At 65.3% G+C, this 13,091-nt stretch carries 10 protein-coding genes; 2 read left to right on the forward strand and 8 right to left on the reverse strand.

Translation table 11 applies throughout. The features are described from left to right. From B4A72_RS02795 to B4A72_RS02820, 6 genes are all read right to left on the reverse strand, one after another. Positions 1 to 339, reverse strand: a 339-nt coding sequence (locus B4A72_RS02795) for a M20/M25/M40 family metallo-hydrolase (RefSeq protein WP_292978059.1), incomplete at its 3' end; no start/stop codon positions are given. Between the two features lie 12 nt (positions 340 to 351). Next, on the reverse strand, positions 352 to 1,980 hold the full coding sequence (locus B4A72_RS02800; RefSeq protein WP_292978060.1) for an ABC transporter ATP-binding protein: 1,629 nt from the start codon (positions 1,978 to 1,980) through the stop codon (positions 352 to 354). Then, a complete protein-coding gene (locus B4A72_RS02805) occupies positions 1,977 to 2,867 on the reverse strand; it encodes an ABC transporter permease (RefSeq protein WP_292957230.1) in 891 nt (296 codons plus the stop codon). The genes B4A72_RS02800 and B4A72_RS02805 overlap by 4 nt, the downstream gene beginning before the upstream one ends. Further along, on the reverse strand, positions 2,864 to 3,808 hold the full coding sequence (locus B4A72_RS02810) for an ABC transporter permease (protein ID WP_292957227.1): 945 nt from the start codon (positions 3,806 to 3,808) through the stop codon (positions 2,864 to 2,866). Before B4A72_RS02810 ends, B4A72_RS02805 begins: the two co-directional genes overlap by 4 nt. A 57-nt stretch (positions 3,809 to 3,865) precedes the next feature. Beyond that, positions 3,866 to 5,461 carry an ABC transporter substrate-binding protein gene (locus B4A72_RS02815; protein WP_292978061.1) on the reverse strand — a complete coding sequence of 532 codons (1,596 nt, stop codon included), beginning with the start codon at positions 5,459 to 5,461 and terminating at the stop codon, positions 3,866 to 3,868. Between the two features lie 66 nt (positions 5,462 to 5,527). After that, the gene (locus tag B4A72_RS02820) at positions 5,528 to 7,036 is read right to left on the reverse strand and encodes a M81 family metallopeptidase (RefSeq protein ID WP_292957221.1); all 1,509 of its coding nucleotides are present in this window, start codon (positions 7,034 to 7,036) and stop codon (positions 5,528 to 5,530) included. Positions 7,037 to 7,168: 132 nt separating this feature from the next. On the opposite strand from B4A72_RS02820, the gene B4A72_RS02825 reads away from it, so the two are divergent. Together B4A72_RS02825 and B4A72_RS02830 are read left to right on the forward strand one after the other, a co-directional pair. Next, on the forward strand, positions 7,169 to 7,981 hold the full coding sequence (locus B4A72_RS02825) for an IclR family transcriptional regulator (protein ID WP_292957219.1): 813 nt from the start codon (positions 7,169 to 7,171) through the stop codon (positions 7,979 to 7,981). 12 nt (positions 7,982 to 7,993) lie between these two features. Then, positions 7,994 to 10,261, forward strand: coding sequence for a penicillin acylase family protein (locus B4A72_RS02830; protein ID WP_292957216.1), 2,268 nt, complete (start codon positions 7,994 to 7,996; stop codon positions 10,259 to 10,261). A gap of 234 nt (positions 10,262 to 10,495) precedes the next feature. On the opposite strand, the gene B4A72_RS02835 is transcribed toward B4A72_RS02830, so the two are convergent. Beyond that, positions 10,496 to 12,325, reverse strand: coding sequence for an NAD(P)-dependent oxidoreductase (locus B4A72_RS02835; protein ID WP_292978062.1), 1,830 nt, complete (start codon positions 12,323 to 12,325; stop codon positions 10,496 to 10,498). After that, positions 12,322 to 13,056, reverse strand: a complete 735-nt coding sequence (locus B4A72_RS02840; protein ID WP_292957210.1) for an amino acid ABC transporter ATP-binding protein — start codon at positions 13,054 to 13,056, stop codon at positions 12,322 to 12,324. The genes B4A72_RS02835 and B4A72_RS02840 overlap by 4 nt, the downstream gene beginning before the upstream one ends. Positions 13,057 to 13,091 lie beyond the last annotated feature (35 nt).

Raw genomic sequence — 13,091 nt, forward strand, 5'->3', positions numbered from 1 at the left:
CAGCAGCATCGTGGTGTGGCTGTCATGGCCGCAGGCATGCATGACGCCGGCAGTCCGGGACGCATAGGGCAGGTTCGTCAATTCGTGAATCGGCAGCGCGTCCATGTCGGCGCGCAGGCCGATGCGGCGCTGGCCCTCGCGGCTGCCCTTGACGATACCCACGACGCCGGTGCCGGCGATGCCGGTATGGATTTCGTCCACGCCGTATTCGCGCAGCTTGTCCGCCACGACACCGGCCGTGCGATGTTCTGTGAACCCGATCTCGGGGTGGGCGTGCAGGTCCTTGAAGATCGCGGTCAGCTCGCTCGCGCTGTCCTCGATGATGGGCAGGATGGTCATGATATCGTCTCCTTATTCGGCCGCCTCGGCGAAGGGGCGGAAATTGGCGAAATCCCAATGGCGGCCCGGCGCGGCCTGGATCAGCGCCTTGGTGTAGTCCTGTTTCGGATTGCCCAGCACCTCGGCTGCGGGACCGTATTCGACCGCGCGGCCATGTTGCATGACCAGCACGTCATCGCAGATCTGGGCCGCCACACCGAGGTCATGGGTGATGAAAAGGATACCCAGACCCAGCCGCTGCTGCAGTTCGGCCAGCAGGTCCAGCACCTGCGCCTGCACGGACACGTCCAGCGCCGACACCGCCTCGTCAGCCACCAGCACATCCGGATCCATCGCAAGCGCGCGGGCGATGGCGATCCGCTGACGCTGGCCGCCCGAGAACTGATGCGGAAAGCGGTCCACGGCGCTGGCGGGCAGACCCACGAGCGTCAGCAATTCGCGCGCGCGCTGGATCGCCTTGTCGCGCGGCATGCCGAAATTCAGCGGGCCCTCGATGATCGACTGCCCGATCTCGATCCGCGGATTCAGCGACCGCATGGGATCCTGGAACACGATCTGGATTTTCTTGCGCTGCGGTTTCAGCTCTTTCTGCGACAGCGTGGCAATGTCGCGCCCGCCCACCATGATCGCGCCCGAACTCGGGTCGATCAGCCGCATGATGCAGCGTGCCACGGTCGATTTTCCCGACCCGCTCTCGCCCACGATCCCCAGGGTCCGGCCCTTCGTGACGCTGATGGACACGTCCTGCACCGCCTTCACCTCGCGGCCACGGCCGAACCAGCCAGCGCCGCCATAGGTCTTGCTCAGGTCGCGCGTCTCCAGCACCACCCGGTCCGACACCGCATCACGCGCCGGGCGCGGCACCTGGCTGGGGACCGAGCGCAACAGATCGCGGCTGTAATCCGTCTGCGGATGGCGCAGCAGGTTCTCGACGCTTTGGGTCTCCATCACCTCGCCAAGTTTCAGGACCGTCACGTCATCGGCGATTTCCGATACGACGCCCATGTCATGGGTGATGAACAGGACCGATGATCCCTGCTTTTCGCGCAATTCGCCGATCAGGCTGAGGATCTGCGCCTGCGTCGTCACGTCCAGCGCCGTCGTCGGCTCATCCGCGATCAGCAGTTGCGGCCGCATCACCAGCGCCATCGCGATCATGATCCGCTGACGCTGCCCGCCGGAAAGCTGATGGGGAAAGCTGCGATACATCTTGTCGACATCGGGCAGGTGCACCGCCTCCATCATCTCCTTGACGCGGGACTTGCGGCGCGATTGCGACAGGTCCGAATGGAATTCCAGCACCTCCTCGATCTGCTGGCCGACGCGGGCCACCGGGTTAAGCGCGGTCATCGGTTCCTGAAAGATCATCGACATCACCGTGGCGCGCAGATTGCGCATCCGCGACGGCCGGGCGGTGGTCAATTCCTCGCCTTGCAGCCTGATCGACCCGTCGATGATCTTCAGCGCGGACGGCAGCAGGCCCATCGTGGCCAGCGCCGTCAGCGACTTGCCCGACCCGGATTCGCCGACGAGGCACATCGTCTGTCCCGGCTCGATGCTGAGATCGAGGCCCTTGACCACCTGTTGATCCGCATCGCCGTTCAGCGCGATCCTGAGGCCCGAGATTTCCAGAAGGCTCATCGTTCGATCCCCCGCTTGGCCATTCGCGGGTCAAGCGCGTCGCGCACCGCATCGCCCAGAAGATTGATCGACAGGATCGCCACCGAAACCGCCAGTCCGGGCCACAGGACGATACCGGGGTTGATCTGGAAATAGATCCGCCCTTCCGCCATGATGTTTCCCCAGCTTGGCGTCTCGGGGTTGATCCCCGCCCCCAGGAAGCTGAGGATCGCTTCGGTCAGGATCGCACTGGCGCAGATATAGGTGCCCTGGATGATCAGCGGCGCGATGGTGTTCGGCACCAGATGCCGGCGCATGATCAGCCCGGTCGAAGATCCCGCGGCGATGGCGGCCTCGACATAGGGTTCCTCGCGCGCAGACAGCACGATGGAGCGCACCAGCCGCACCACGCGCGGCACTTCGGGGATGGTGATCGCCACCAGAACCGTCCAGATACCCGCCCCCCACAGCGAGACGATGGCGATGGCCAGAAGAATGGATGGGATCGCCATCAGTCCGTCCACCATCCGCATCAGCACCGCGTCGATCCAGCGCAGATAGCCCGCGAGCAGACCCAGCAACAGCCCCAGCGCCACCGCGATGATCGCCGCCGCGACGCCCACCACCAGCGAAATCCGCCCCCCATAGATGATGCGCGAGAACAGATCGCGCCCGAAGGCGTCGGTGCCCAGCCAGAATTCTCCGCCCGGCGGCTTCAGCCGGGCGGCGGGCGCAAGGCGCACCGGATCATGCGGCACGATCCAGGGCGCGAGGATCGCGGACAGAACGATCAGCACCAGGATCACCGTGGCAAGCATCACCATCGGACTGGAGAACACGATCTCTCGCGCGCGGCCCAGCGGAGAGACGCGGACCGGAACGAGGGCGGCGGCGGAGTGATCGGTCATGCGTAGCGGATCCTTGGGTCAAGCAGCACATAGGCGATGTCGATCAGCAGGTTGATGACGACATAGACCAGCGAGGCGAGCAGGATCACCGCCTGGATCACCGGATAATCTCGGCTCAGGACCGCATCCACGGTGAGCCGGCCCAGCCCGGGCAGGTTGAACACCGATTCCGTCACCACCACGCCCGAGATGATCAGAGCGAAACCGATCCCGATGACGGTGATGATCGGAACCGAGCAGTTGCGCAGCGCATGGCGCATCAGCACCTTGCGCTCCGGCAGGCCCTTGGCGCGGGCGGTGCGGACATAATCGTCGCCGAGGATTTCCAGCATCGAGGTCCGCGTGATCCGCGCGATCAGCGCGATATAGAGCAGCGTCAGGGTGAAGGTCGGCAGGGCAATGCGATGAAAGAAGGCCCCGACACCGTCCCCGATCGGCTTGAATCCCTGCACCGGGAACCAGCCCAGCTGAATAGAGAAAAGCGAGATCATCAGATAGCCGATCACGAAGACCGGAACCGAGAAACCCAGCACCGACAGCAGCATCACGAAGCGGTCGATCAGCGTGCCCTGTTTCCATGCGGCAATGACGCCCAGCGGGACGGCAATGATCACAGACAGGATGATCGTGGTCAGCGCCAGGCTGATGGTCGGTTCCATCCGGTCCGCAATCAGCTGGATCACCGGCTTGCCCGACAGGATCGAGGTGCCGAAATCGCCCCGCAGAAGCTGCCCGATCCAGGCGAAGAACTGCACCAGAACGGGCTCGTTCAATCCCAGCGATTCGCGGATCGCCTCCAGCTGCGCGGGGGTGGCGGTGTCTCCGGCGATGATCGCCGCGGGATCGCCCGGCGTCAGGCGCAGCAGCAAAAACACGAACAGCGCGACGAATCCCATCACCGGGATTGCGGCCAGAATACGCCGGAGAATGTAGAAGATCATGGCGGCGGTGCCTTTCGAACGGAAGCGCGGCCCCGCCAGCGGGGGCCGCGCGCGGCGTCAGTTCTTGGTAATACTCCAGAACAGCGGCGCGGGCGCGTCCAGGACGCCGTCGAGGCTGTTGGACCAGGCCGTAGGCACGAAATACTGGCCGATCGGGGCGTAGATGCCTTCGTCATAGGCGATTTTCTGGATCTCCGCGGCCAGCTTCTGCTGTTCCTCCAGCGTGGGTGCGGTCGCATAGGCTGTACGCAACTCTTCAAGCTTGGGCACGTCCGGCCAGCCGAACCAGCCGCCGTCCTTGCCCTTGCCATTGACCATGTTGTTGACCAGCGGATTGAACACGTCGGCGCCCACCCAGTTGGTCATGAACATGTGCCACCCGCCTTCAGAGATGGGCGCCTGGCTTGCGCGCTTGCCCACCAGGGTCTGCCAGTCCATCGCCTGCAGATCGACGGTGAATCCCGCATCCCGCATCGCCTGTGCGACGACGATGGGCTGCGAGCGTAGCGATGCGACGTCCGTCGGCTGCATGATGACAATTGGCGTGCCGTCATATCCGGCCTCTTTCAGCAGCGCCTTGGCCTTGTCCATGCCATTGCCCTGCACAAGCGTTTCGGACCCCACGTCGGTGGCCAGCGGCGTGTCGCAGACGAACATGGCACCGCAGATCTTGTAGAGGTCAGGCGTCCCGACCAGCGCATCCAGGACGTCTTTCTGGTTCACCGCCGCAATGGCGGCCCGGCGGATCCGAGGATCGTCCATCGGCGGATTCAGCGTGTTGGGCCGCATGATCGTCTGGAATCCCAGCGCATTGAGGTTCTTGACCGTCAGATCCGGATTGGCCTCAAGGATCGGCAACAGGTCGGAGGGGGGCTGTTCCCAGAAGTCGATCTCGCCCGCCTGCAGCGCGTTGAGCGCCGTCTGGTCGTCGGCCATCACCACCCATTCGACGCGGTCCACCTTGACCACCTTGCCCCCCGCGGCGGCGCTTGGCGGCTCGTCGCGCGGGACATAATCCTCGTTCTTCTCATAGACCGCGCGCACGCCGGGCTGGTATTCGTCCGCCACCCATTTGAAGGGGCCGGATCCGATCTGTTCCGGGATCGGTTCGGTCGACGGCGTCTCGGCCAGCCGCGCGGGCATGATGAAGGGCACGTTCGACGAAGGCTTGGCAAGGCTTTCGATCACCAGCCCGTAAGGCTCTTTCAGCGTGAGGACGAACTGGTTTGGCTCTGCGCCCTGTTCCATGCTGTCCACGAAGGACATCAGCACCTGGCCCATTCCGTCGCGCTCGCCCCAACGCTTGATCGAGGCTGCGACGTCCGCGCCCGTCACATCCGCGCCATCATGAAATTTCAGCCCGTCGCGCAGGGTGAAGGTATAGGTCAGCTCGTCCTCGGAGACCTCGTAATCCTTCACCATCTGAGGCTGCGGTTCCAGATTGGCGTCAAGCGCGAAAAGCGTGTCGAAGATCATGTAACCGTGGTTGCGGCTCATGTAGGCCGTGGTCAGGATCGGGTCCAGCACCCGCAGGTCCGAATGCATGACCGCCCGCAGCGTCTGCGCGTCCACGCCGCCCGCCAACAGGGCCGATCCCGCCAGCGTGACACTGAGCAGCAGCGCCCGCGTCCCTTTCAGATTGAAGTGCTTCATCCGTAACCTCCCGTGGTTGATGAAAATGCGCCCGGCTTTATTGCCTTGTGTGACGCGGTTGTCGGTTCATGGTGAATCCTGCGGCCTGAACGCCTCGCCCAGCGGTTCCAGCCGCATTCCGGGCGCCAGTCGCCGGAAGGGCAGGCTTGCCGGGCTCAGCGGCATCGGTCCGGGGGCGGTGCAGGTCAGGATCGTCTCGGCGATATGGTCGAAATCGGCGCGAAAATGGACCGAGCTCTTGTTCACCAGGATCGCCTGTGTCTCGGGTTCGATCCCGACGAAGCGGTACATCTCGCGATCCGCCATCTGGGCCTTGTGGCTGGTGACGACCACGCGAACATCGTCAACGCGCAGGCAGGCAGAGGGGCCGAGATCCAGCGGTGCGCCGCCATAGAAGGGGCCGGATGCGATCAGCTTGCCCTCCGACAGCTTTTCCACGGCGAAACGCGCTTCATAGGGCGCATCGCCCTGGATCCCGGAAAAGCCGCCAAGCGCGAGGTCGATTTCTGTCCCTTCGCCAGCCGCATGGGCGGCGGCGGCCGCCCCTGGATCTACCAGAAGGCCAAGGGCGGCGCGCTTTGCCCCCTGCCGGACAAGCGCGCGCAGCATTCCCGTCGTGTTGCTGTCGCCCCCGGCGCCGGGATTGTCCTGCGTGTCGGCAATGATCACGGGGCGGCGCGCGTCCGCCGCGATCCGCATGGCCTCGATCACACCTTCGTCGGGGTCGAATGTCTGCCCGGCCAGCGCCGGCTCGGCGTCGCGCACCGCCCGTTCGATCCGGTCGGCCGCAGCATCGGCCGGGGCCTGTGTTTCGCCATAGCAGATCACCGTCGGGCCGCAGCCCGGGAAATCCGCGGCGGGAAAACCGAAGAAGAAGGAGGTGCTGGTGACGTCGCTGCATTCGGTCTTTGCGACCAGATCGTAGATATCCCTTCCGGGCTGGCCGCGCGTGCTTTGCCAGGCGATAGGCACCAGGAAAGGCAGGCGGCGGAATGCCTTCGCAGGTCTCGTGCCGGCCATCAGGCGATCCAGTTGCGCCGCCGCCCGATGCCCGGTCCGGGCCATGTCCACATGCGGATAGGTGCGAAAGCCCACCAGCATATCCGCCGCCTCGACCATCCGAGCGGTGATGTTGCCATGCAGATCCAGCGCGGCGGCGATGGGCACGTCACCCACCGCCGCACGCAGCCGGGCCAGCAGCCGTCCCTCGCCATCGTCCTCGTGCTCGGCCACCATCGCGCCGTGCAGGTCAAGAAAGATGCCGTCCAGCGGCCCGGCGGCATGGATGCCCGAAATGATCTCTTCGGTGATGCTTTCATAGGCGTCGCGCGAAACATGCGCCGACGGGATCGCTCCGGCCCACAGCACGGGCACCATGTCCCAGCCCGCCGATTCGCCGAATTCGACCGCGCCACCAATCCCCAGATTGATACCGCGCGACTGGTCGATCACCGCCTGCCCGCGCGCCATCGGCATGTATCCACCGCCCTGCACGAAATCCGACATCCGCGCCTTCGTCGGTGCGAACGTGTTGGTTTCATGAAGAAAACCGGCCAGCGCCACGCGCCTCGACATGCCCAATCCCTTCGATTCCCCGCGATCGGTCCGCAAGGACCTAAGTATTGCCAAGCAATACAACTGCATCGTATAGAAATTGTAGAAGCTGGCCTTACGTCAAGTCAACAGCGCCGTCACGAAGGATAGCACATGCCCAGAAATACGACGCGGGCAGAACCCGGACGGCGCGACCTGACCGACGCGGCGCGGGCCAGCGCGCTGTTCGTGCAGTCGGTGGAAAAGGCGATGACGGTGCTGTCGGCCTTTCACCACGCGGATGGCCCGCTGACGCTGACCCAGGTCGCCGAGCGCGCCGGGATCGACCGCTCGGCGGCGCAGCGCATGATCCATACCCTTCGCGTGCTGGGCTACATTCGCCGCGATTCCGACGGAAACGGATTCCTGCCGGGAATACGCCTGCTGGATCATACGCTGGACTATCTGCGGCTCGACCCGCTGGTGCGGCTGGCGACGCCGGTCTTGCAGGAACTGCGCACAGCGGTGCGCGAACGGGTGGACCTGTCGCTGTTCGACAATGCCCGCGTGATCTACGCCATCCGTCTGCAAACCAAACGCCAGACCCTGAACGCCACGCTGGTGGGCCACAGCGTGCCGAGTTTCTGCACCTCGGGCGGGTGGGCCATGCTGTCGCGCCTGTCGCCGGATCGTGCGCGGGCCATCGTCGAGGCGTCGGACCGGCGTCCCTTCACGCCCCATACGATCACGGACGTGGACGAGATCATGGCCCGGATCGCCCAGACCCGCGCGGACGGATATGCGCTGGCCATCAGCCAGATCCTGTCGGGCGAAATCGCCGCCGGCTTTCCCATCATGGACGCAAATGGCGATCCGGTCGCGGCGATACACATCGCGGGCTCGCTGGCGGAATGGACGCCCGCCGATTTCGTGCAGCGTGTCGTCCCCCCCGGCCAGCAGGCCGCCCGCGCCATCAGCCGCTTCTGAAGGAGAAGACGATTGGACCTCACCCTCCCCGGCCTTTCGGCCCCTGCCAGCATCTCCATCGACCGCTGGGGCCTGGCGCATATTCGCGCGCGAAGCACGCGCGACGCCTTCTTCGTGCAGGGCTTCAATGCCGCGCGGGACCGCTTGTGGCAGATCGACCTGTGGCGCAAGCGCGGGCTGGGTCTGCTGGCCGCCGACTTTGGCCCCGGCTATCTGATGCAGGACCGGGCGGCGCGCCTGTTCCTGTATCGCGGCGACATGGCGCCGGAATGGGCCGCATATGGCGATGACGCGGAACGGATTTGCACCGCCTTCGCGCAAGGCATCAATGCTGCCGTCGATCTGGTGGACGACGGCACCCTGCCCCTTCCGCCCGAGTTCGAACGCCTCGGCACCAGGCCCGCCTATTGGGCGCCCGAGGATGTGGTGCGCATCCGCACCCATTGCCTCATGCGCAACGCCGCGTCGGAACTGGCGCGGATGCAGGTGCACGGACTGGCCGACCCCGCGACCGACCTTCTGCGTGTGCCACTGTCCCCGTCCGTGCCCCGGGAGGAATGGGACAAGGCCGATGACGCGGCCCTGCCCGCCGATGCGCTTGCCGTCTATGAACTGGCCACCGCCCCCGTCACGTTCAGCGAAGACCGCTTGAACGCCCCGCTGCAGGACGCGCCCCTGTGGTCCTCCGTCGATGCTCGCAGGGCCGTCAGGCGCGCACCGTCAATGGAGGGATCGAACAACTGGGCCATCGCCCCAGCACGGACCGATACGGGCCGCGCCATCATGGCAAGCGATCCGCACAGACTTCATGCCGCGCCGTCGCTGCGCTACATGGTGCATCTGAGCGCGCCGGACCTCGACCTCATCGGGGCGGGCGAACCCTCATCCCCGGGCATCATGGCCGGCCACAACGGCAGCGCCGCCTTCAGCCTCACGATCTTCTGCGCCGACCAGGAGGATGTGATGATATACCGGACCGACGATGCGGGAACCGCCTACCGATACGGCGAGGGGACCGAAAAGATGTCACGCGTCGACGAAATCTTCGCGGTCAAGGGCTGTGCGGACCAGACGCTGCCACTTCTTTTCACCCGGCACGGGCCGGTCGTCTTCAACGAGGGCGGCACCGCCGTCGCCATCCGGACGGTGTTCACCGATCCCGGCACCGCGCCCTACATGGCAAGCCTCAAATCCATGCGTGCGACGACGATGCCGGCCTTCCGCGAGGCGCTGACCACCTGGGGTGCGCCGTCGGTCAACATGATCTATGCCGATTGTGCGGGCGACATCTGCTGGCAGCCCGCCGCCTATGTGCCAAGGCGCACCGGCTGGCGTGGCTTGATGCCCGTTTCCGGCGATGGCGCGCATGAATGGCAGGGCTACATGACCGCCGCCGATCTTCCCGCAGTCGAGAATCCTGTCAGCGGCTTCGTCCATTCCGCCAATGAGATGAACCTGCCGGCGAGTTGGGACCATGACGCGCATCCGATCGGCTTCGAGTGGTTCGAGGACGGCCGCGCGGATCGTATCGCCGAGGTGATCTCTGCGGACCGCGCACGGGACATCGCGGGCAATTGCGCATTGCAGACCGACACTTTCTCGGCCATCGCGATGGCGCTGATCGCGCTGCTGCCCGACGGCCCGGCTGCCGATCTTCTGCGTGGCTGGGACGGCCACGCGACGGCGGACAGTGCCGCTGCCCTGCTCTACGAGATCTGGCTTTCCCGCCATCTTCGTCCCGCGATGCTGGAAAAGTTCGCCCCCGATCCGGAACTGCGCAAATATCTGGCGCCCGGCAATATCCCCACGCTTGCGCGGATGCTGCAAGACGATCCCGGGCATGGCCAGATCCTTTCGGATACTCTTGCTGCGGCATGGGACGACACGCGGTCAATCTTTGGCAGGGATGTGACACAATGGCGTTGGGGCGACTTGCACAACGGCTATTTCGACCACGCGCTGACACCCCTGGGCGCCACACATGATGTCGGCCCACTCGCCACCGGCGGCAGCAGCACAACCGTCATGATGGGTCACTACGAGGCATCCGATTTCCGGGTCAGCAATGGTGCGTCGGTGCGTATGGTTCTGGATGTGGGACAATGGGACAACAGCGTCTGGATCAACGCACCGGGGCAATCCGGCGTGCCGGGCCAGAGCCACTACGACGACCTGGCCCCGCTCTGGGCCGCCGGGAACTATGTCCCCATGCCGTATTCCCGCGACGCGGTGGACGCCGCGACGCAGGAATGCATCGGCCTCATGCCGCAGGACCAATAGCGGTCGGCGGCGCGACCGTTCCCGGCCCGTTTCATCGGAACAGACCGAGGGCGCGCGGCGGACAGGGCGTGGGATGAAGCGGCCTTCCTTCTCCCAAACCATTAAAATAATTGATTTATGAATATTTTTTACGTGGAATCCCCCTATCGCAGGCGCCGAATCGTCATTTGCATCGCGAGAAGTGACCGGATGGCGCAGCCGGACTTTCCGCTGGCCTTGTCCCTGCTGACCTCGTCAACCAAGACTTACCGAAGCGCCCAGCGCAACGGCGCGTGCCCGCGATGCTCCGGCCAATGGAACGGGCCCGATGCGGGCGCCCGTGATGATCACGTCGCCCTGTTTCAACCTTCGTCCCTGCGCTGCGGCGTGTCTTGATAGCCAGCCCAGAAAATCCAGCGCATCCGAAATCGGGGCCGGCGTCTCGGTTGCGGCAGCCGGAAGGCCGTCAATCGTCAGCGCAATGCCAAGCCGATCGGGCAGCCCGTCGCGCCAGCCGCCGATCGGTTCACCCATCACGATGCCGGCCGAGCTGAAACTGTCGGCCATCTTCCAGAGAGGTGCGCAGTTCCCCCGGAGACGCGAGGCGACGAACTCGAACGCCAGACGAATTTCGGCAATGGCGTCGAGCGTCGGCCTTGGGCCGGGATCACGGTCGAGGATCAGCGCCGTTTCGACCTCGATCGCGGCATGGCCGGGCAGGATCGGCCTGGTCCCGGTTTCGTGCAACAAGGCGCGCGGCAGAATCGCGGCCTCGCGGGTGACGCCGCCAAGCAGCGCCATCTTCCAGACGCCGCCGGGATCGCAAAGCCCTGCCATCACCGCCTCTTGCACCTGGCGGGCCGCCGTGCGATCGGCCGGTTCGGGCGCCGTGACGGCAACGGGTGACCCCTGCCCGCGTGCCTTCAGAAGAAGTTCGGCGGCCGAGGCCACGTCGAAAGCGGATACCGTCATGCTGTTGCCCTCTGTTCCGGGAAAAGGGCGCCCAGGCAGGACGGATAGCGGACCTGATCCCGCGCGCTTGGCCGCGCAAGATGGATCGCGGTGTTCAACGTGTCTCCGCCCGCGCGCGGGTCGAAGGTCGAGGGCGCATCCGGACACGCCGAGTATTCGACCAGCGGCCCTCCGATGCAGAGAGAGCGCATGGTCATGTCGCGTATGGCGTCGGCAGCGGCCGGCCGGCGACATGGGCGGGATGTTGTCCAGCACCAGTTGCGCCATCGCGCGCCGCGCCTCGGCGGTGGCCGAGCCGACATGCGGCGTCAGCACACAATTCGGCGCGCCCAGCAGCGCCCGCGGCACGCATGGCTCGTCGTCGAAGACATCCAGTCCCGCCCCGGCAATGACCCTTTCGGACAATGCCCGCGCCAGCGTCTCGGCATCCACGACCGGGCCGCGCGCGACATTGACGACGATCCCTTCGGATCCAAGCGCCGCCAGCACGTCGGCATCGACCAGACCGCGCGTCCCGGCGCCCCCCGCCGCCGTCACGAACAGGACATCGCAATCGCGCGCCAACTGCCGCGCGTCAGGGCGAAAGGTATCGGGCGCGCCGGGCTTTTCCGCGCGTGCGGTATAGAAAACCTGCATCCCCATTCCGCGCAGCAGATCGGCCAGCCTGCGCCCGATCCGCCCATAGCCCAGGATCCCGGCCCGGCGTTCCAGCACGGAGCTGCCAAGCGCAAGCTTGGCACCCGCAGCCCAGGTTCCGGCGCGCAGGAAGCGATCGCCCTCGGCGATGCGCCGACCGCAGGCCAACGCCAGCGCCAGCGCCATCTCGGCCACGGCCAGCGACAGCACGTCGGGCGTGGTCGTCACGGCAATGCCGCGGCGCTGCGCCTCGGTCAGATCGACAGCATCGACTCCGACCCCGTTCACCGCGATCAGGCGCAGACGGGGCAATTTCGCCATCTGCGTGGCCGACAGCCCGATATTGCCTGCCGTCAGGACGATTTCGGCATCGCCCGCCACGTCGATGTCGTGCACGACATCGTAATCCGCGCGCAGCCTTTCGGCCATGTCCTGCGGCTTCAGATCGGCCAGCGCCAGAACGGGGGGGCGGCTCATGCGATCTGGCCCAGGAAGGTCTGCAAGCGTTCGTTCTGTGGATTGCCGAAGAATTCATTGGGCGCGTTTTCCTCGACGATGACGCCCTTGTCCATGAAGATCACCCGGTCGGCGACGGCGCGAGCGAATTCCATCTCATGCGTGACACACAGCATGGTCATCCCGTCCCGCGCCAGGTCGATCATCGTCTCCAGCACCTCATTGACCATTTCCGGATCCAGCGCGCTGGTCGGTTCGTCAAACAGCATGATCCGCGGTTTCATGCACAATGCCCGCGCGATCGCCACGCGCTGCTGCTGCCCGCCGGACAACTGGGCGGGATATTTCTCGGCCTGTTCGGGGATTTTCACCCGATCCAGATATTGCCGCGCCGTCGCCTCGGCTTCGGCGCGGGTCACCTTGCGCGTCTTCATCGGCGCCAGCATGCAGTTTTCCAGGACCGTCATGTGCGGGAACAGGTTGAAGGACTGGAAGACCATGCCGACATCGCGCCGGATCTTCGCGACATTGTCGCCGCCCGCTTTCAGTTCCACCCCGTCCACGACGATCGAACCGGATTCGATCGGCTCCAATTGATTGATCGTTCGGATCAGCGTGGATTTGCCCGACCCGGACGGGCCGCATATGACAATCCGCTCGCCCCGCCTGACCGTCAGGTCTACATCGACAAGGGCGTGAAATCCGCCGTAATACTTGTTGACGCCCCGCATGGTGATGGCGTTTTCGGTCATGATCCTTTTCCCTTCGCGGAACGCCCGGCCGCATC

This window comes from Paracoccus sp. UBA5162, assembly GCF_002413585.1.
In the GTDB taxonomy this organism is placed as follows: domain Bacteria; phylum Pseudomonadota; class Alphaproteobacteria; order Rhodobacterales; family Rhodobacteraceae; genus Paracoccus.